Genomic DNA, 18,332 nt, shown 5'->3' with positions numbered 1-18,332 from the left:
TCGCAGTATCCAGGAAATGCTTTTAAACGGTTTGAATTAATTTTGCCTGGGATATTACGAATAAGTTGCGGTAAACAGGAGTTGTTGAGAAAATAGAATCAAACAACCAACCTGTTGTCTTTGCGAACAGAGTGAAGCAATCCAGATCGAAACTTGAACACAGTAAGGAGCTGGATTGCTTCGCTAACGCTCGCAAAGACGTTCTTTTGTGCACCTATTTTCATTTATGCAACAATGCCTGGTAAATAGGCGAAGATCTCTTCGATTCAGATGTAGGAATGCCACGACAAGTCGCGGCATTAGATGGAGCGGTAATTCAGGCAAGCAGGCAGTTGATTGTCAACAGGCCTAGTCTAGATCTTAGTCTTCTTTGCGGCTGCTTAATTTTTCTTTGATACGAGCAGCACGGCCAGCCAGATCACGCAGATAATATAATTTGGCACGACGAACATCACCACGACGTTTGACAGTAATGCTGTCGACGATTGGGCTATAAGTCTGGAATACACGCTCTACACCGACGTTATGAGAAATCTTACGCACGGTGAAGGCAGAGTTTAAACCACGGTTACGTTTAGCAATTACAACCCCTTCAAAGGCCTGTAAACGCTCACGAGTACCTTCTTTTACTTTTACTTGTACTAAAACGGTATCGCCTGGGCTGAAATCAGGAATATTTTTACCTTGCATTTGCTCGGCATTCAGCTGATCAATAATGTTAGTCATGAATCATCACTCCTCAAGTATGGTCTGTCGCTGCAAGCTCAGGTATATATCGATGTCCATAGCTTGCCGGTTGTTACTTCTCTCGGTTATTCCGTGAGAGCATTCATTTTAAAAGCTTTTAATGCTGCAAGCAGTATGCTGCAGTAGAAAAATGCTCCGTTTTTTAGCAGGAATCACTGTGTTCATTTTGAAACTCACTCAGTAATTCCCTGTCCAAATCGTTTAAATCGATTTTTTCTAATAATTCCGGTCTTTTTAACCAGGTATTTCCTAAAGATGCCTTACGTCGCCAGCGTTCAATTTCCCGATGGTTACCGTTCAGTAAAACGTCTGGAACCTTCTGTCCGTTAACCAGCGCCGGGCGGGTATAATGCGGGCAGTCCAGCAAGCCATTCATAAATGAATCCTGCTCTGCAGAGCCCGCGTGGCCCAGGCTGCCGGGCAACAAACGCAAAATTGCATCAATAAAAATCATTGCGGCTAATTCTCCGCCGCTCATCACGAAATCGCCAACCGTCCATTCTTCATCGACGTGTTGCTGGATAATTCGCTCGTCTATCCCTTCATACCGACCTGCAATAAAAAGCAGGGGTGTTTTATCCTGGGCAATTCTAATCAGGTCGTTCTGTTTAATCTGCCTGCCCTGCGGGCTCAAATAAATAGTACGGCATCCTGAAGGCAGAGCCGCTTTGGCATGCTCTATTGCGGCATGCAGGGGCTCATACATCATTACCATCCCAGGACCGCCGCCGTAAGGCTTGTCATCAATCTGACGGTAAGGCCTTTTTGCCCAATCACGTGGGGTCCAGTATTCAATTCGGGCAAGCCCCTGTTCAAGCGCTCGTCCTGTTACACCATAGCTCAAACTGTTAAAAATTTCCGGAATGAGACTAATCACACCAAGATGTAACATTAAAAATCCGCGTCCCAATCAACCAGAATCTGTTGCTGGCTTAAATCGACCTTTATAACGTAATGACCAGGTAAATAGGGAATCAGATGACGTCGTTCACCATTCACAATCAGGACATCGTTTGAGCCAGTCGCAATCACCTCGGTGACTGTACCCAATAGCTCATTGGATTGATTGATAACTTTCAGCCCAACAAGCTGGTGCCAGTAAAACTCATCTGGCTCTAGCACGGGTAATTGCTTGCTGCTTATCGCAATCTCCGCATTGGTCAGTTTGGCCGCTTCTTCTCGCTCATTGTAACCTTTTACTCTTACGAGAATGTGTTTATCGCTGAGTTCAACCTGTAACAGCTCAACAGGTTGCCACTGTTTGGCGATAGAAATATGCCAGTCTGCATAGTCAAGAATATTATTACGGGGTTCAGTAAAGGAATGTACCGTAATAAGGCCTTTTATACCATGAACTCGACCAAAACGACCTACAATTATCCAATCAGTTAAATCACTCACATTATTCAGCGTTAGCAGCTTTCTTATGTTCTTTAACAAGAGCGCTTACGCGATCGGATAACTGTGCACCCACGTTTAACCAATGCGTTAATTTATCCATTTCGATATGGAGACGAATGTCTTGTCCCTGAGCGACTGGGTTAAAATAACCAATGCGTTCAATGTAATTTCCATCACGACGTTTGCGACTGTCTGTAACAACCATGTGATAAAATGGACGCTTTTTAGCGCCAGCTCTTGATAAACGTATAACGACCATTATTTTCCTCTTCTAAGAGTGGTTACGTAAAAATGCCGTGTATTGTACGAAAATTCACACGACATGTGAAGTCATTCTGACAATTATTTGAAATCATCGGGTAAAATACCCTTCATTCCAGTAAGGCCACCCAAGCCGCGCATCATTTGTTTTAAGGCACCCGGCTTGGAAATTTTCTTCATCATCTTCTGCATTTGCTCATATTGTTTCAATAAGCGGTTAACATCCTGAATCTGTGTGCCTGAACCCTCTGCAATGCGCTTCTTGCGGGAGCCAATGATAATCTTGGGCAAACGTCGTTCTTTTTTCGTCATCGAATTAATAATAGCAATTGTTTTTGCCAATGCTTTATCATTCACTTGCGACATGGCCTGTTGCGGCAGCTGGCTCATACCGGGCAGTTTGCTCATCATACTGCTGATGCCGCCCATATTATTCATTTGCAATAACTGCTGCTTGAAATCTTCCAGGTCAAAGCCCTTTCCTTTTTTCAGCTTCTGCGCCAGTTTCTCACTGCTTTTTTTATCCGCCTTACGCTCAACCTCTTCAATCAGCGTCAGAATATCGCCCATCCCCAAAATTCGGGACGCGACACGGTCAGGATAGAATGGTTCAAGGGCATCAATTTTTTCGCCGGTTCCCATGAACTTAATGGGCTGACCAGTGATTTCCTTCACGGATAAAGCCGCTCCTCCACGGGCATCACCATCGGTTTTGGTGAGAATAATACCTGTTAAGGGCAGGGCATCATGAAAGGCCTTGGCGGTATTGGCTGCATCTTGCCCAGTCATGCTGTCGACGACAAACAGAGTTTCAACGGGTTTGACCGCTTGATGCAATGCTTTGATTTCGTCCATCATGTCCTGATCGATATGCAGACGGCCTGCTGTATCGAAAATAACGACATCCATATATTGCTTTTTAGCATTATCGAGTGCGCGCTGGGCAATATCGAGCGGGTTTTCATGCGCCTGCGCCGGAAAAAATGCAATATCAAGCTGCTCGGCGAGCAATTGCAACTGTTCGATGGCCGCAGGTCTGTAGACGTCCACGCTCACCAGCATGACTTTTTTGTTCTCTTGCTCTTTTAAATAGCGTGCGAGCTTGGCTGAAGTGGTCGTTTTACCGGAACCCTGCAAACCAGCCATAAGAAAAATAGCTGGGGGTTGCGTTTTAAAATTCAGTTCTGAGCGCTCACTGCCCAGAATGACAATCAATTCATCATGAATAATTTTGATCAGTGCCTGCTCAGGCTTGAGTTTATCATCGACTGCCTGACCAAGCGTTTTTTCTCTGACTTTCTCTATAAATTGCTTAACAACAGGTAAAGCAACATCCGCTTCCAGTAAGGACATGCGCACTTCGCGAAGCGCCTGCTGTGTATTCTCTTCGGTAAAATGACTTTGCCCAGTCAGCGTTTTGAACGCCTGGTTCAACCGTTTGGTTAAATTATCAAACATGGAATGTCTGCCTGATTTCAAAAATAATCATAGTACCACAGGTGTTTCTCTCTGTGTAATCTTTACTTTATAAAGAGTATAATTCGGTTTGTTATTTAACCGGATAAGGAATCCAAGTGCAGTTTTCCCTGGTCACACTATCGATTATTCTCTTTATTCTGATCCTGCTTTCCGCCTTTTTTTCGGGAACGGAAATCGGCATCATGTCGATTAATCGGTATCGACTGAAGCATTGGGTTAAAACGAATCATCATCAGGCTGTTCGGGTTTCCAGGTTGCTGCAACGACCTGATAGACTGCTGGGAGTGATTTTGATAGGTAATACCTTTGCCAATATCACGGCCTCCATGATTGCTACTCTGATAGGTCAGAGGCTGTACGGAAATGCCGGGGTCGCCCTGGCGACACTTGTGCTCACTTTAATTATCCTGGTTTTGGCGGAAATGGTTCCCAAGACGCTGGCGGCACTGCATCCCCAGCAGGTAGCGTTTCGCTCCTCTTTGCCATTGCTCCTTCTACAAAAAATTCTGGCGCCGCTGGTTTATCTGATTAGCACAATCACTAATTGGATTTTACGCCTGTTTGGTATCTCTCTGGATAAAGCTCAGCGAGAAGCGTTAAGCGCTGAGGAGTTGCGTTCTGTCGTTAATGAGGCTGGCGGTTTATTGCCCGCCGAGCATCAGGGAATGCTGATTAGCTTACTGGATCTTGAAGAAGCGACCGTTGAAGATATCATGATACCTAAGGCTGATGTGATTGGCATTGATTTGGAGCAGCCCTGGCACCAGATTCTTGATGAGCTGGAAACAGCTCAGCATACCCGCCTGCCTCTGTTTCGTCACAGCATTGATGATTTGCTTGGCATGGTACACGTGCGCAATGTGTTAAATCTTGCTCTTGAAGAAAGGCTGGACAAAGACAGTCTATTGAAAATTGCTGATGCCCCTTATTTTGTTCCCGAGGCCACGCCTTTAAATGTGCAGCTTTTGAATTTTCGCAAGGAAAAAAAGCGCAGTTGTTTCGTGGTGGACGAATATGGCGATTTGCAAGGGCTGGTTACAATTGAAGATATTCTCGAAGAAGTGATTGGTGAATTTACAACGGACATCGCCGCTCTGAGTAAAGACATTGTGCAGGAAAATGAAGAGACAATTATTGTCGACGCCAGCATCACTCTCAGGCATTTGAAACGCGGTTTAGGCTGGCAATTACCCATGATTGGACCGCGCACACTCAGTGGACTTATTATTGAGCATTTGGGTTATATTCCAACAGCTGATAGTTGCCTGCAGATTGAAGATTTTCAAATTGAGATTTTGAGGGTGGGTGATAATATGGTTAAAACGGCAAGGATAAGAAAAGTAAACAGGAACGAGCCAAGTCAAAGTTAAACCTTGAAGCATTGAGCATCAGGATTTAACTCTGTCTCTGCGTTTGCTGTTGATTAGCAAATAAATGCCGGGCAGCACAAAGAGTGTAAACAAAGTGCCGATTGCCAGACCACTGACTAATACTGTTCCAATTGCATGTCGTGATTCAGCCCCCGCATCCTGGGATAGCAATAAGGGAATTGCACCAAAAATCATCGCCCCCGTAGTCATTAATATAGGGCGCAGGCGAAGTGAACAAGCCTGCCTCACGGCTTCACTGGCAGCAAGTCCTTTCGCACGAAGCTGGTTGGCGAACTCAACAATCAAAATACCATGCTTGCTAATCAGCCCGATTAAAGTGATTAAACCCACCTGTGAATAGACATTCAGGGATTGTCCGGAGAAATAGGTAGCGGCTAAGGCCCCTGAACAGGCTAAGGGTACGGTAAATAGAATAATAAGCGGGTCAATAAAATTTTCAAATTGAATCGACAAAATGGCATAAATAAACAAAATCGATAAAAGTAACAGGAACAGCATGGTATGAGACGATTCGTTATAAGCTTTTGCAGCACCGCTCCAGGTCAGTTTGTACTGGGAGGGTAATTCAGTTTTGGATAATTTCCATAACTGCTTCATTGCTTTATCAATAGATTCTTTGGCAGGAAACTGAACATGCAAGGTGGTAGAGCGCATTTGCTTATAGTGCTCGAGGGTGGCTGGTTGGGATTTAGCATTCATAGCAGTAAAGGCTCCCAAAGAAACCCGCTTGCCCTCCGGTGTAGTTAGATAAAGCTCGTTTAAGGTCCAGGGAGCGCTATTGCCTTTAACCGTTAAATTGTAAAGCACACTATCTTTTTGAAAAGTGAGTGATTTATCGGCACTGAAAAATACTTCAATGGTTTTGGCGACCTGGGCGGGAGTTAATCCCAGTTTGCTCAAGGCATTATTATCCAGTTCAATGGAGTAGCCGAGAGTATCCAGACGTAAATCATAACTGGCGGATTCAAATTGTCCGCTGCTGTCGAGCACCGCTTTTAATTTTTCAACATGATCAAATAAATCACGAAAGCTGTCGGGTGTTGAAATAATGAGAGAAAGTTCAGCTCCCTGGCCTGCATCATCAATCCCCGGCAAACCAGTATTCCAGCTCCACACGGAAGGATCCACTGAGGGAATGTCTTTAAACTGCGGGCGCAGATGCAAAACGAGCTGTTCTGCCGACTGTGATCTCTGAGAATGAGGTTTCAGCGGGAGTAGAATACTCGCGCCCCAATCCCCCATAAAAGTTAATTTGTAATCCGATTCCTTGATGGAGTTAGTAGTTTTTTCGAATGCACTCACTTTTTTATCCAGATCATCTAGGGATTCGCTGCTAAGAGGTGGCGTATAAATGCCAACCAGGCCGCGATCTTCCTTGGGAGCGGTTTCTGCAGGAGTATTATAATACAGCAGAAAGCAAATGCTGATGGTGAGGATTGAGGCCAGTGCTGCAAACCAGCGTTTGCTGAGGACACGCGTAAGCGCATGGTTGTACCGCTTTGTGAGGTTTTCCAACAGTGTGTCAATTTGCGGCCACCGAGGCGTTGCATGGTTACCTAAAAATTTTGCACACATGAGCGGTGATAAGGTAAGAGCCACCATTCCGGAAACAAAAACGCTGCCGGCCAAAGCCACCGCGAATTCTACAAATAACTGCCCCAGCATCCCATCAATGAAGGCGAAAGGCATATAAACGCTGGCAAGGGTGAAGGTCATCGCTATAATAGCGAAGCCAATTTCTTTGGCACCCAGTATCGCCGCATTCAATGCGGTTTCACCTTTTTCGATGTGACGCCAGATGTTTTCCAGAACAATGATAGCATCATCAACTACCAGGCCTATCGCAAGCACCATCGCAAGCAGCGTCATTAAGTTGATGGAGAAACCGAATAGCTTTAGAAAAATCATAGCGCCGAGCAATGAAATGGGAATAGTTACCAGAGGAATGAGTGTGGCACGCCAATTTCTCAGGAAAAGAAAAACAATAATGAGCACCAAAATGACTGCTTCAAGAATTGCGGATTGAATATTATGCAAAGAGGCATTAATAAATTGCGATTGATCCAGAATAATACTGGCATGGACTGAAGAGGGTAGGCTTTGCTGGACCGCCTGCAGGGTCGCTCGAACTTGCCTGGAAACCTCAATAGGGTTGGCGTCATTCGCGCGATTAATGGATAATACGATCCCTGAATGGCCATTGACGCGCACTCGAAACTGGCTGTTATCGCTTATCAATTGAACATCGGCAATTGATTTTAAAAAAACAGGATGTTTTTTATCTGCTTTAATGAGCAGGTTTTCATAATCCTCCACAGATTTCAGGTCGGAGTTTAAGGTACTCGGGATTTTGTTTTGATAATTCCCTGCCGGTAATGAAACACGGCTTCGCTCAAGGGCGCTCATTACCTCATCTACATTGATGCCAAACGCGTATAATTTCTTGGGATCAAGGTTGATGTTATAAGTATAAGGCTGTCCCCAAACTCTCACTGATGAAACACCTGGAACACTGCGAAATTCATTTTTTAAGCGGAGATTGGCAAAATGAGTCAGGTCGGCGAAGGCTAAAGTCCTGGATTCAATCGCGATCCCAATAAATGGCAGACCAGTATTCTGGCGCTGACGCTCGATGCGGGGGGATTTTACTTCGGCGGGTAAGTAGGATTTGGCCAGACCTACCGCGTCCTGGGTGGCGCTTAATGCTCTGTCCATAGGAGTGCCGGTGCGAAAGCTCAGAGTGATTTCAGAGGAGCCGCTTTGTGATTGAGAGGTGATGGTGTCCAGACCTTCAATCCCTGATAAATTATCTTCAAGTATATTGGTAACAGCGGTTTCGACCAAATCCGGACTGGCGTTGGGGTAATTGGTACTAACACTGATCGTTGGAAAGGTGATGTCAGGATATTCTCTGAGTGAGAGCGACTGAATACACAGCAACCCCACTACCACGACGAGTGCGTTAAGAATAATGGTTATGACCGGATGTTTAATGAAATAACTGGTGATTTTCATAATGAAGCATTTTTTATTGGCTGTGGTTTAAATTCACTGACTGACATTCCTGGATATAGGCGCTCTTGCCCTTTAATAATCAGTTTTTGCCCCTCTTGCAAGCCTTCAGTAATTTCTACAGTCGATTTATCTCTGAGTCCCGTTTTAATCGATGCCAGTTTGATTTTTCCATCATCAAGAATGTAGACGAATGGAGCGCCATTCCTGAGAAAAATGGCGGATGAGGGTACCACTATTACATTTTTCTGTTCGCGTACTAGCAAATCGAGTTCCACGGTTGAACCAATCAGGCATTCCTTACAAACAATGTCGACATCGGCAGGGCACATGTGCGTTTCCTCATCCAGCATTGCTTGTACATGGGAAAGCTTATAATTCCGGTTCAATAATTTCACGGTTTGCCCCACCCTTATTGTCGGGAGAGTGCTGCAAGGCAGGTCGATATCGACGGCCAGCGATTTGGGATCATAGATAGTAACGATCGCATCTCCTTGGGTGACCTGCATGCCTTCACGTTTTTTGTAGACACCAACCACACCATCAAAAGGCGCATAAAAACGCAGATTGTCCAAATCAAGCTTTGCCTGAGCTAATTCTTTCTGCGCGGCCAGCCAGATCTGTTTTTGCTCATCTGCCTCTTTCGGACTGACATAGCCTTTTTTAATCAAAGCGGGATCCGCAAGGCGCTGATATTGCTGACGCGCAATTTGCTCAGCAGTTTCTGATAATTGCAGGGATTTTTCATTATCGGGATTATCGATTTTGGCTATTAATCCATTTTTGGAAATTGTTTCGCCAGGGTTGGCCATGATATCGAGAATGCCGCTGCCTTTTGCGGTTAACACCGCAACGTGTTTGGGACGAATAGTACCTAGCAGATGAATGGTTTCCTGAATATCGGCTTTTTTTAATGTCAGTGTTTCAACTACTTTTACCGGGTTGCTATTGTCCTTGACGGAGCTTGTATGAAAAAGCCAGTAGGCAACAATCACAAGAGGCAATATCACAAAAAGGATATGTTTTTTGGTTAATCGAATTGGCTTAACTCTAAAATTCGCCATAATCAGACTCTCTAATCATTGGTAATATCTGAGCGAGGATGGATTATCCTAACACAACTACGGTAGAGATTGGACAACTTATTGATTAAGGTATTTTAATGAGATTCAACTGACTCTTTCAGCACTTCAACCGGTGCTGTAAATAAATACCCGCCATTACGAATCGTTTTTATCAGCGCGGGTTTTTTGGCATCCAGTTCAATTTTCTGCCTTAAACGGCTAATTTGAACGTCAATGCGGCGATCGAATGGGTGGAGATCGGAATGTTTGGTTATCTGTAACAAAAACTCTCGTCCCAGGACTTGCTGCGGCTGTCGAACGAATGCATGCAGCAGGTCATACTCACCCGCGCTTAGCAAGAGCTCATGGTGATCATTACTAAAAACCTGTCGAGATGCCGGGTAAAGACGCCATTCTGAAAAAAGTAACACTTCTTTTTCAGCTTCTGCATTTTGAGTTGCCCTTGCGACTCTTCGACTAATGGCTCCGATACGAGCGTGCAATTCGCGCGGATGAATTGGTTTAACCAGAAAATCGTCAGCTCCGGCTTCAAGCATGTTTACACACAGTTGCTCATTGATTTGATTGCTGATAACAATTAGCGGCACATTGAAACGTTCATAGATCTGATGAATTTTTGCCGGGTTTGCTTCAAGCAGTGTTGCCGAAATAAGCAAGGCAACAGGCTCTTCACAAGTTGTTTCAAGTTCTGACAAGCTCTTGATCGAGACAATATTAAAATTAAATTTATTAAAATAATCAGCCATTTGGCTTTCCGGGAGCGCATCGTCAATGAAAAGCAGGGGTTTGCGATGCATGGGCATAAATAAAACTCCATTAATTTTTAATAGACAGTATTTTCACAATTATATACCTATTACACTTTAATTTCATCGCGTGTGAAGGGGATATCCGCCTCCATTTTCTGACGAAAATTGTTATTGTTCAGTGCCTTGGGACTAAGCTACAATCAAATAATAAGAGCCGGAGGGCCAGGGGCACTGCCATTAAGTAAGGGAGTTCTGCAATTACATGTAGGTTGGGCCCTTGGCCCAACATTGAATTCTGGAACGGTTCCAACGTCTTTATTGGGGCCAGGGGCCCAACCTACAATACTTCCTTATTTATGACAGAGAGGTCAGACGGTTACAGTTTAGCAATACTTCAGAGGGGAGGCAGGAGGTAAGGGATGACAGAAACCATGCATGTACCGTTACCTTGGTTGATTGATGAAAATTGCCGATTAAAGGCTGAATTAAAATATGCGATTAAAATTAACGAGGCAAAGCTAAAGCCTTTGCTGGAATCGTCGCCGACCCCGTCCTACAAAACGAGCAGTATTGTTGAGTATTGCCATGAGTTAATTGAACTGTATGAGAAATTATCCCGTCTGAACTCCTCTGAGGCTAATCCCGTATGGGAGTCGCCGCTTTTGTTTGAAACAATTTATTCACAATGTATTGCCAGAATTGAAAAATGCCGCATTAAATGGAGGCAGGGCAGTACTGATGAAAATGAAGCCCGCAGCGTTGATAGCTTATTATTTTACTACAGGAATCTAATGGCCTTGGTCCTTGACCACGATCCAAAGGCTAATTGCGGCGATAATGAACTGCTGGCTCCTTTACTGAAAAAAATAATACAGGCGAAATCAGTCAGTGAATGGCTGAGTGCAATTATTCATTTCGCCAATCGCTTCAATGACAAGGTCAATATGGCGAAAGAGCAGTTTTTGCATTTAAATGAACGCGATTGTCTGGGTTTTTATCAGCAATTGACCGAGCCTGAATATGTCGAACTGGTTAATGCCCTGTTTTTTTATAAAACGCAACCGGGATTGTTATACGGCAATCGATTGAGTACTGAAAAAGAAATTGAAGTTAAGAATACCCTCTGTCAGTTACATTATTTTATCGAGGTCATCCATCAAACGATTTTGCATAATCTAAAACAGCGTGGCTATAATCCAGTTCAGGATTATCTTTTTCATGGAGATGAATTACCTCCCGGGATTTGCGTTGAAATAAATGAGATGACAAGAGAAATTATCAAATCCGCTCTCCAGCAATGCGAAATACCCAATTTCCTGTCCACCAATGATCTTATCCATCAGGGCCTTAATGATTTGTTCCGCGCGTATAAATACTGGTTTAATCCCAATCGCCTGATTGACGCCGCTATGTACCTGCGAAGCCAGTTGGTCTCTCCTGTATCAGAACCGGAAGGCAATGAATTTTTGCAGCAAATGGTTATTCTTTATCAACAGCTAAGCACAGAGCAATGCATCGACCTGTATGGATATTTTTCAAATAAAGATACACGCTATTTGCTCAGGACTTTACAGGCAGCGGCGCAGGGTCAGATGATTCGTGATGTAGAGTTGCTCAGGGAGGATGAGCGATTAGCAGTCATTCGTGTTTACCAGGTTATGGAAGACTTGATGGCCGCTTTACTATGCGAATTAAAAAATCGCCATATTCTAATGGCGGCCTATCCTGATTTCAGACAGGATACAGTTGTAAAGCCAGGGAGGCGAAATCTGCAGGCTCTAAGCCGTATTCTGACGCTTTATTCGTCACCAGAGATGAATCAGAATTCGAGACTGGAGACATTATTTAAGTCCCTGGAAAAACTTCAGCAGGGATAGACAAGCCCTCCACGGGCTATCGTCATCCCGTTCATGAGGATGAGTTAGAAATCTTTGGCATCTCTTTAAACGCTGGCGGAGTTTGCGGATAACCTGACAATTGTTTCTGATAAAAATTAAGCAATTGTTCGAGCAGTTTTTGTCTCGGTGAGTGTTTTGCGAAAGCCGACTGGGCCTCATCAGTCCACTCCCCGGTCTTTAAATTCAGGATCACCGTAATATAGGTCTCATTATCGGGATAAAGAGCAAGCAGCCAATCGCCATCCAATATTCCATAAAGCTTCATTGCATCGATAAGGGGCCAGCGATCGGGACGAATTTCCAGATCATCGGTTTGAGGATTCACCCAGAAAAGCAGTTTGCCATATTCAACTGCTTTTTCATTACTTAGGGCTGAGTTGGGTAGAAATCCGCTTTCAAGCATCACCGGTCGGCTTTGTTCATTCAAATGGGTTTGTGTTTTTAAAAAACCTGCCAGTGATATGCCGTCAGATAATGGGGTCGGGTGAATTTTAAGATAGGAGTAGACAGTGGGGGCGATGTCCATTAATACCACACGGTCCTGCACAGTTTTTACCGGGCTAACGGTTGCTCCCTGCTGAAAACTTGCCATGCCCAGAACACAGAAAAACTGGTCCGGACTTAATAAATCGGAGCCATGTCCGGCGCTGCGTTGTAATTCAGTAGCGGTTTTTTGAGGAAAATAGGACTCGAGACGACTTGATCCGCTGCCCTGATACAGCTTAGGATCGATTTTCCTGGAGCCTTTTTTATATAATACTTCGCCATGATCACTTAATAAAATAATAAGACTGTTATCAGTGATTGCGGTTTTTTGCAGGAAATCAAACAATGTTTTAACTTGCTGATCGACTTTATGCAGTGCTGCATAATAAAGTCCCTCCCGCTCTTCGAGACTGTATTCATTTTTAACTTGGGCCGCAGAAGAGGCTGCCCAGGCATAGGGCCAATGAGGTAAGGTAAAATGTACGGCTAAAAAAACAGGTTTTTTCCTGTTTAGCTCAAGAACAGAGTGCTGCAATTCTTTATTGAAGGTCTCAGGGTAATAGGAAAAATGACCGGCGCGATTCATGTAATTGTAAGGAAGCAGCCAGCGGCTAAGGCGAAAATTAATTAAAAAATTGCTGAGCGGAAAATCATAAAATGAGCCGAGCAGTACATCATTAGCGCCAATTTTAGGGCCGACTATTTTTTGAAAACCAAACTCTTCTCCCAGATTATTGAATCGTCTGTCGTCTGTGGCAAAAATGGTTTGATATCCTGCCTTCCTTAAAGTCCAGGCAAAGCTTGCGGCACTGTCAATTTCTTTCTTTGAGATAAGATTTTCTCTGGCGCGATGATGAAGTGGATGCAGGCCGGTTAAGATACTTGCCCAGGCAGAGTAAGTTCGTGCCAGAGGACTGACCGTGTTGGTAAAATGCACACTATTGGCAAGAAATTGAGCGATGAACGGGGTATGTGCCTTGCTAACCTGGCTCGGGCTTAAAGAATCCACGCCGATGATGATAACATTTGGTGATGCTCCTGCGATAAAATGTGTCTCTTTTTTTGACCAGGGCAGGAATAGAGTAATGATTAGTAATATTAAGCTGATGCTCACTTTTGTATTTAGCAAACAGAATCGATAAAGGCTCATCAGACTTGCCAGCAATAATAAGCCAAGTGATATCAGAAGGGCAGCAGTAATCAGAAAGGGTGGAAGTCCCGGAACAAACAATTTGCTAAAGGCGCTTAAGGGAAAAAAGTAGCAGTTAAGGCTTAGAATGGCAATCAGAGAAGTTATCAGGATAGTGAGAATACGCCGGTCCAGGCGTTTTTGGGAAATGGGTATCGGTGTAATTCCCCATAATAAGAACACCTGAATCAGGGTCAGGAGAACGTGGAGAATAATTTGCAGCAAAAAGGCGGCAATTAACTCCGCATAAACTTTCCAGGGCAAGGTTACCGCGTGGATAAAACTGGCACTTAAGGAGAAACTGTAAATTAGTTGAAATAAGAGAAATAACAGGTTAAATCCTGCAAAGCTATAAATGCCCTGTTTTATAATCTGCCTAAAACGCGTTACCATCCGATGAGTAGAATATTGGTTAACCCTAATGGCATTCTGAGCTTGAAAGGCTGGAATAGCAAGTAATCTTAACCGGCCTGATTTCCAACGGTTGTATTCAAATGCCAGTTGTAAACATAATTGTCAATGGTATTAACATGCTTTAACTGATGTTTGAGGGGCTCTTTGGCAAACTGCCTGATATGATTAATTACATTTTGTTTGGTTTCGCCAAAATCCTCACTAAACCAATCGTATATTTTTGAAACGACCAATTCACCCTCAATAACCTGCACGCCTCGCAGAGAATTGACATAATCAAAGGCCGCCAGATTTAATTGCTGTTCCAGTTTTTCGCCGGTATAAACCTCTTTCCCCAGGTTAGGAGCACCAATTGCGCCATTATTCAGGGCATAATGACTACGGGAGTCATTCCATATAGGGCGAATAATACGATTTTGAATTTCGTCCAGAGACAATGAAATATTATTGACAGTAATCAGCTTGGCTCCCCAGGGCCCAATACTGAATAAACCGGGTGAAATATTGATTTCATCAATGCTGTTTACCGGGAAATAACTGGCAACAGTATGCACGGTTATTGCGTTATACACATTGATCCAGTAAGCGAGTTGCTCTGCTCGATTGTACTCGCTGATATTAATGCCTGACATTCGCTCAATGTATTTTTTTAAAAGCTGACGATCGGTTTCCCTGACATTGGGATAATCAATCAGATTGATTCCTTCTTCATTTGTAATGAGATGTTTTTGCAGAAATTCCTGCCATTCTGAATGTTGAATAACTGCTTTGGACAGTGGATTGTTAACTTCCCAAATAGGCCATAAACTTTTGTTAAAAGAGGCAAAGATATTACCTGTTATAAAAAGCAATAAAAAAAGAACTGAAATTCTAAGGCTTTTACTCATTCACAAGGGCTCGATTACGTAGTGCATTACCAATGGTAGTGACATCCAGGAACTCCAGCTCACCGCCAGAGGGGATCCCTCGTGCCAGCTGACTGATGCGAATGCTGCAGTCACTAAACAATTCGCGAATAAAATGGGTGGTGGTTTGAGCTTCAACGGATGGACTTAGGGCAAGGATAATTTCCTCAATCTGCTCTGACAGAGCCAGATGGCGTAAGCGCGGCAAACCGATGTCCTCAGGACCCAATCCATCGAGTGGAGAAATTTTACCCATGAGTACAAAATACTTTCCTTTAAATACTCTGCTCTGTTCAATTGCAGCCACATCAGCAGGTGTTTCAACGACACATAAGACAGACTGCTCACGGGTGTTATCCTGGCATAATGAACATAATTCGGTTTCTGTATAGTTGTGACAACGTTCGCAATGCCTGATTTGCTGCATGGCTTGCTCCAGACAGGCAGCAAGATGCAGGCCGCGTTGACGCTGGTGTTGCAGCAGGTGGAAAACCATGCGCTGGGCAGATTTTGGACCCACCCCTGGTAAACAGCGCAGTGCCTCGACAAGCCTGGTCAACGCATTCATAAAACTTATTATTCCTTGTCTTCTTCTTTCATGAAATCTGTTGGAATATTCAGTCCGGCAGTCAGTTGGCTGATTTCATCTTTAGATGCTTTTTCAACTTTACGATTGGCATCATTAATTGCCGCTGCAATTAAATCTTCCAGCATGCTAACTTCTTCATCCAGCAGTGAAGGATTAATTTTGACTTCGACCGCGTCATGGTTGCCTTTCATTTTAATACGCACCAGGCCGCCGCCAGATTCGCCGAGTACAGTCAGCAAATTCAATTTCTGTTGTGCTTCCTGCATTTTTTGTTGCATTTTTTGGGCTTCTTTCATTAGATTGCCAAGATTTTGATTAATATCCATGTGTAGCTACCTCATTTAAGTTGATTAACTAATTATAATGTATCTTTGTTAGGTACAATAGAATTTTTGACGATCTCTCCGGAAAACTCCTGAATTAACTGTTGTAAAAAAGGGTCTTCCTCCAGGTGTTTCTCTGCTTCCTGCATGTTTTTTGTTTGCTCTATTTGTTTAACCTGCGCAGGTGAACTTTGTATGGTTTCCTGAACGCTCAGATTAATACGGATATTGGTTTTATAAAATGCAGACAGAGTTTGTTCTATGCGTTGTGTAATCCCGGGCGAAAACAGGGAGTGGTGTCCCTTGGCGACTTGCAAAAAAATATCCTTGTCGCTGCGTTTAATAAATTCAGCATTTTCTACGGCAGTCAGGGCTAGTCCGCTCAATTTTAACTGGGGAATAATTTGCGCCCAGTTTTCCTCAATGATAACCGGAGCTGTATTAATCGCAACCTCGGGAACTTCTGAAGGTAAAGACATGGCCTTAACGGGTGTTTCATCTAAATGCCTGACAACGTCCTGCGACGGCGTTGTAACATCGTCAGATGGTCCTGGTTCATCTCGGACAATTTCCTCTGTTACATCAAAAGCCTTAGGCTGCTCTGGTGCTTTGGAAAGGGGAGCAGACTCTAATTGCTCACCTGTAAGCGGAGGAATGACGGATGTGTTCACCGGCTTGAAACTGAGCATGCGCAGCAGAGTCATTTCAAAACCGATTAAAAGGCTGGGAGCCAAGTGGATCTCATCAATGCCTTTAAGGGCAATCTGATAAAACAATTGCACATCTGCTGGTGTAACCTGAGTTGACAGGTTTTGTGTCTCAACTGAAAAGTCGAGTAAGGGATGAGAACCAGATAAAGCCTGACTGACAGAAATCTGGTGAAGGTGATTGATCAGTTCTTCAAGAACAAAAATGAAATGACCACCCTCAGCAGCAATCTGGCGGCTTGTGTTAATAATTCTTCCTGCATCTTCAGCAAGCAGTGCTTGCAGCAGAATCATGGCATAATCTTTTTTTGTATGTCCTAAAAGGCTTTTCGCAATTTCAGCGGTCAAATGATTATCAGCAGTTGCAATAGCCTGGTCAAGTATACTAAGTGCATCCCGCATGCTGCCTTTAGCCGCTCGCGCAATAATCTCAAGAGCCTGATGTTCAAAACTGTAGTCTTCTTCTTTGAGAATAAGTTCCATCTGACTAATGATAACCGCAGGCTGCAATGGTTTAAGATTGAATTGTAAGCAACGAGATAGAACAGTTGCAGGCAGCTTTTGCGGATCTGTGGTCGCTAACAAAAACTTAACATGTGCAGGAGGTTCTTCCAGTGTTTTGAGTAAGGCATTAAAACTATGCTGCGAAAGCATATGAACTTCGTCGATCAAATAGATCTTGTAGCGGCCTGTCGTTGTCGCATATTGTACATTTTCCAGAAGTTCACGAGTGTCTTCAACACGTGTTTTTGATGCACCGTCTATTTCAATCAAATCGATAAACCGGCCCTGTTCAATGGCGAGGCATGTATCACAGGACAGGCAGGGTTCGGCACTGACACCGAGTTCACAATTAAGTGCTTTGGCCATTAAGCGCGCGATACTGGTTTTCCCAACGCCGCGGGTTCCTGTGAAAAGATAAGCATGATGAATACGTTGCAGGGCCAGTGATTTGCTAATGGCTTTATTAATATGTTCTTGGCCAACCAGTTGCGAGAAAGAACGTGGTCGCCATTTACGCGCCAGCGCAAGATAACTCATAGACATTCTTTAGTAATATGGCGGCAGCTTCAGAAGCCACACCTCGGCGCCCGAATCAATTACTACCGCTGCTCCCTTCCGGGCCTGACGGGGTTCATAATCTATCGTCGCGTGGGGACCAATGAAGCCACCATTGTTCAATTCCGAAGATTAACAAAAAAAGCAGAGAATCACCAGTACTATTCACATAAATAGTCAGTTACTTGCTTAAGAAAGATTGAAAAGCGCCAGATAGTATATATATTAATAGTGTAGGCAGGCAGGCGTTGAAAAAAAAATTGGAAATATTTTGAATTAATACTGGCAAAATTCAAAGAATGGTCTAGACTGAAACTTGAGGCGTTTCATCCGGGTACAGATTTCAGATAATTGAGAATAAGTCAGCCTCTGAAATAAACCAAAGTACTTTGCGATAGTGGTATTCCTCCCCAACTTATGAAGTAATAATGAATGTAAGCTCTGCTAAACGTTCCATTTACTGGGTCAAAAAACTTTTTTGAAGAAATTTGCAAAAAGTGTTTGACAAGGGAAGCGAAATCCGTAGAATACGCATCACGCCTTCGGGGCGAGTTGATTAAGAAGATGAAGACAAACTGTGTGGGCGCTTGAAGAGATTTGAGTGCTTGAGAAGTAAAGAATATAGTCAGAGAAATTT

15 protein-coding genes and 1 other RNA gene are annotated in these 18,332 nt (G+C 43.7%); 2 read left to right on the top strand and 14 right to left on the bottom strand.

Annotation, left to right across the window (positions count from 1 at the left end):
* Positions 1 to 360 precede the first annotated feature (360 nt).
* The 5 genes from rplS to ffh all read right to left on the bottom strand — a co-directional run bounded on the left by rplS (position 361) and on the right by ffh (position 3,867).
* Positions 361 to 726: a 50S ribosomal protein L19 gene (rplS, locus tag B1207_RS13450; protein ID WP_112220451.1), complete on the bottom strand. Its 366-nt coding sequence runs from the start codon at positions 724 to 726 to the stop codon at positions 361 to 363.
* A 163-nt stretch (positions 727 to 889) separates the two neighbouring features.
* The gene (trmD, locus tag B1207_RS13445; RefSeq protein WP_112220450.1) at positions 890 to 1,639 is read right to left on the bottom strand and encodes a tRNA (guanosine(37)-N1)-methyltransferase TrmD; all 750 of its coding nucleotides are present in this window, start codon (positions 1,637 to 1,639) and stop codon (positions 890 to 892) included.
* Positions 1,639 to 2,148: a ribosome maturation factor RimM gene (gene rimM, locus B1207_RS13440; RefSeq protein ID WP_112220449.1), complete on the bottom strand. Its 510-nt coding sequence runs from the start codon at positions 2,146 to 2,148 to the stop codon at positions 1,639 to 1,641. Before rimM ends, trmD begins: the two co-directional genes overlap by 1 nt.
* Before the next feature lies 1 nt (position 2,149).
* Positions 2,150 to 2,407, bottom strand: coding sequence for a 30S ribosomal protein S16 (gene rpsP / locus B1207_RS13435; RefSeq protein WP_058507999.1), 258 nt, complete (start codon positions 2,405 to 2,407; stop codon positions 2,150 to 2,152).
* Between the two features lie 83 nt (positions 2,408 to 2,490).
* The gene (gene ffh, locus B1207_RS13430) at positions 2,491 to 3,867 is read right to left on the bottom strand and encodes a signal recognition particle protein (RefSeq protein WP_112220448.1); all 1,377 of its coding nucleotides are present in this window, start codon (positions 3,865 to 3,867) and stop codon (positions 2,491 to 2,493) included.
* Positions 3,868 to 3,983: 116 nt separating this feature from the next.
* Between ffh and B1207_RS13425 the strand changes: the two genes are divergently transcribed.
* Positions 3,984 to 5,258: an HlyC/CorC family transporter gene (locus B1207_RS13425; protein WP_112220447.1), complete on the top strand. Its 1,275-nt coding sequence runs from the start codon at positions 3,984 to 3,986 to the stop codon at positions 5,256 to 5,258.
* An 18-nt stretch (positions 5,259 to 5,276) separates the two neighbouring features.
* On the opposite strand, the gene B1207_RS13420 is transcribed toward B1207_RS13425, so the two are convergent.
* From B1207_RS13420 to B1207_RS13410, 3 genes are all read right to left on the bottom strand, one after another.
* Positions 5,277 to 8,294 carry an efflux RND transporter permease subunit gene (locus B1207_RS13420; RefSeq protein WP_112220446.1) on the bottom strand — a complete coding sequence of 1,006 codons (3,018 nt, stop codon included), beginning with the start codon at positions 8,292 to 8,294 and terminating at the stop codon, positions 5,277 to 5,279.
* On the bottom strand, positions 8,291 to 9,355 hold the full coding sequence (locus B1207_RS13415) for an efflux RND transporter periplasmic adaptor subunit (protein ID WP_112220445.1): 1,065 nt from the start codon (positions 9,353 to 9,355) through the stop codon (positions 8,291 to 8,293). Before B1207_RS13415 ends, B1207_RS13420 begins: the two co-directional genes overlap by 4 nt.
* 95 nt (positions 9,356 to 9,450) lie before the next feature.
* The gene (locus B1207_RS13410; protein ID WP_370637187.1) at positions 9,451 to 10,179 is read right to left on the bottom strand and encodes a response regulator transcription factor; all 729 of its coding nucleotides are present in this window, start codon (positions 10,177 to 10,179) and stop codon (positions 9,451 to 9,453) included.
* Between the two features lie 365 nt (positions 10,180 to 10,544).
* Between B1207_RS13410 and B1207_RS13405 the strand changes: the two genes are divergently transcribed.
* On the top strand, positions 10,545 to 12,002 hold the full coding sequence (locus B1207_RS13405) for a hypothetical protein (protein WP_112220444.1): 1,458 nt from the start codon (positions 10,545 to 10,547) through the stop codon (positions 12,000 to 12,002).
* A gap of 31 nt (positions 12,003 to 12,033) precedes the next feature.
* Here B1207_RS13405 and B1207_RS13400 read toward each other — a convergent pair whose 3' ends face one another.
* From B1207_RS13400 to ffs, 6 genes are all read right to left on the bottom strand, one after another.
* Positions 12,034 to 14,091 carry a sulfatase-like hydrolase/transferase gene (locus B1207_RS13400; RefSeq protein WP_112220443.1) on the bottom strand — a complete coding sequence of 686 codons (2,058 nt, stop codon included), beginning with the start codon at positions 14,089 to 14,091 and terminating at the stop codon, positions 12,034 to 12,036.
* A gap of 68 nt (positions 14,092 to 14,159) precedes the next feature.
* Positions 14,160 to 14,999: a DUF547 domain-containing protein gene (locus B1207_RS13395; RefSeq protein ID WP_112220442.1), complete on the bottom strand. Its 840-nt coding sequence runs from the start codon at positions 14,997 to 14,999 to the stop codon at positions 14,160 to 14,162.
* The gene (gene recR, locus B1207_RS13390) at positions 14,992 to 15,585 is read right to left on the bottom strand and encodes a recombination mediator RecR (RefSeq protein WP_112220441.1); all 594 of its coding nucleotides are present in this window, start codon (positions 15,583 to 15,585) and stop codon (positions 14,992 to 14,994) included. Before recR ends, B1207_RS13395 begins: the two co-directional genes overlap by 8 nt.
* A gap of 8 nt (positions 15,586 to 15,593) precedes the next feature.
* Entirely contained in the window at positions 15,594 to 15,932 is a 339-nt protein-coding gene (locus B1207_RS13385; RefSeq protein WP_112220440.1) for a YbaB/EbfC family nucleoid-associated protein, read from the bottom strand.
* Positions 15,933 to 15,964: 32 nt separating this feature from the next.
* On the bottom strand, positions 15,965 to 17,677 hold the full coding sequence (gene dnaX / locus B1207_RS13380; RefSeq protein WP_112220439.1) for a DNA polymerase III subunit gamma/tau: 1,713 nt from the start codon (positions 17,675 to 17,677) through the stop codon (positions 15,965 to 15,967).
* A 27-nt stretch (positions 17,678 to 17,704) separates the two neighbouring features.
* Positions 17,705 to 17,801, bottom strand: an RNA gene (gene ffs / locus B1207_RS13375) — signal recognition particle sRNA small type.
* Positions 17,802 to 18,332 lie beyond the last annotated feature (531 nt).

The organism is Legionella quinlivanii, from assembly GCF_003265995.1.
GTDB classification, from domain to species: Bacteria; Pseudomonadota; Gammaproteobacteria; order Legionellales; family Legionellaceae; genus Legionella_C; species Legionella_C quinlivanii_A.
Note: the sequence above shows the minus strand (reverse complement) of the source record. Positions and strands in the feature narration are given on the sequence as shown.

Bases quoted from the DNA above. Each gene is read 5' to 3' on its own strand.
- rpsP (WP_058507999.1), bottom strand. From the start codon at position 2,407: ATGGTCGTTATACGTTTATCAAGAGCTGGCGCTAAAAAGCGTCCATTT.
- B1207_RS13395 (WP_112220442.1), bottom strand. From the start codon at position 14,999: ATGAGTAAAAGCCTTAGAATTTCAGTTCTTTTTTTATTGCTTTTTATA.
- trmD (WP_112220450.1), bottom strand. From the start codon at position 1,639: ATGTTACATCTTGGTGTGATTAGTCTCATTCCGGAAATTTTTAACAGT.
- B1207_RS13410 (WP_370637187.1), bottom strand. From the start codon at position 10,179: ATGCCCATGCATCGCAAACCCCTGCTTTTCATTGACGATGCGCTCCCG.
- recR (WP_112220441.1), bottom strand. From the start codon at position 15,585: ATGAATGCGTTGACCAGGCTTGTCGAGGCACTGCGCTGTTTACCAGGG.
- ffh (WP_112220448.1), bottom strand. From the start codon at position 3,867: ATGTTTGATAATTTAACCAAACGGTTGAACCAGGCGTTCAAAACGCTG.
- B1207_RS13420 (WP_112220446.1), bottom strand. From the start codon at position 8,294: ATGAAAATCACCAGTTATTTCATTAAACATCCGGTCATAACCATTATT.
- B1207_RS13385 (WP_112220440.1), bottom strand. From the start codon at position 15,932: ATGGATATTAATCAAAATCTTGGCAATCTAATGAAAGAAGCCCAAAAA.
- dnaX (WP_112220439.1), bottom strand. From the start codon at position 17,677: ATGAGTTATCTTGCGCTGGCGCGTAAATGGCGACCACGTTCTTTCTCG.
- B1207_RS13405 (WP_112220444.1), top strand. From the start codon at position 10,545: ATGACAGAAACCATGCATGTACCGTTACCTTGGTTGATTGATGAAAAT.
- rplS (WP_112220451.1), bottom strand. From the start codon at position 726: ATGACTAACATTATTGATCAGCTGAATGCCGAGCAAATGCAAGGTAAA.
- B1207_RS13415 (WP_112220445.1), bottom strand. From the start codon at position 9,355: ATGGCGAATTTTAGAGTTAAGCCAATTCGATTAACCAAAAAACATATC.
- B1207_RS13400 (WP_112220443.1), bottom strand. From the start codon at position 14,091: ATGGTAACGCGTTTTAGGCAGATTATAAAACAGGGCATTTATAGCTTT.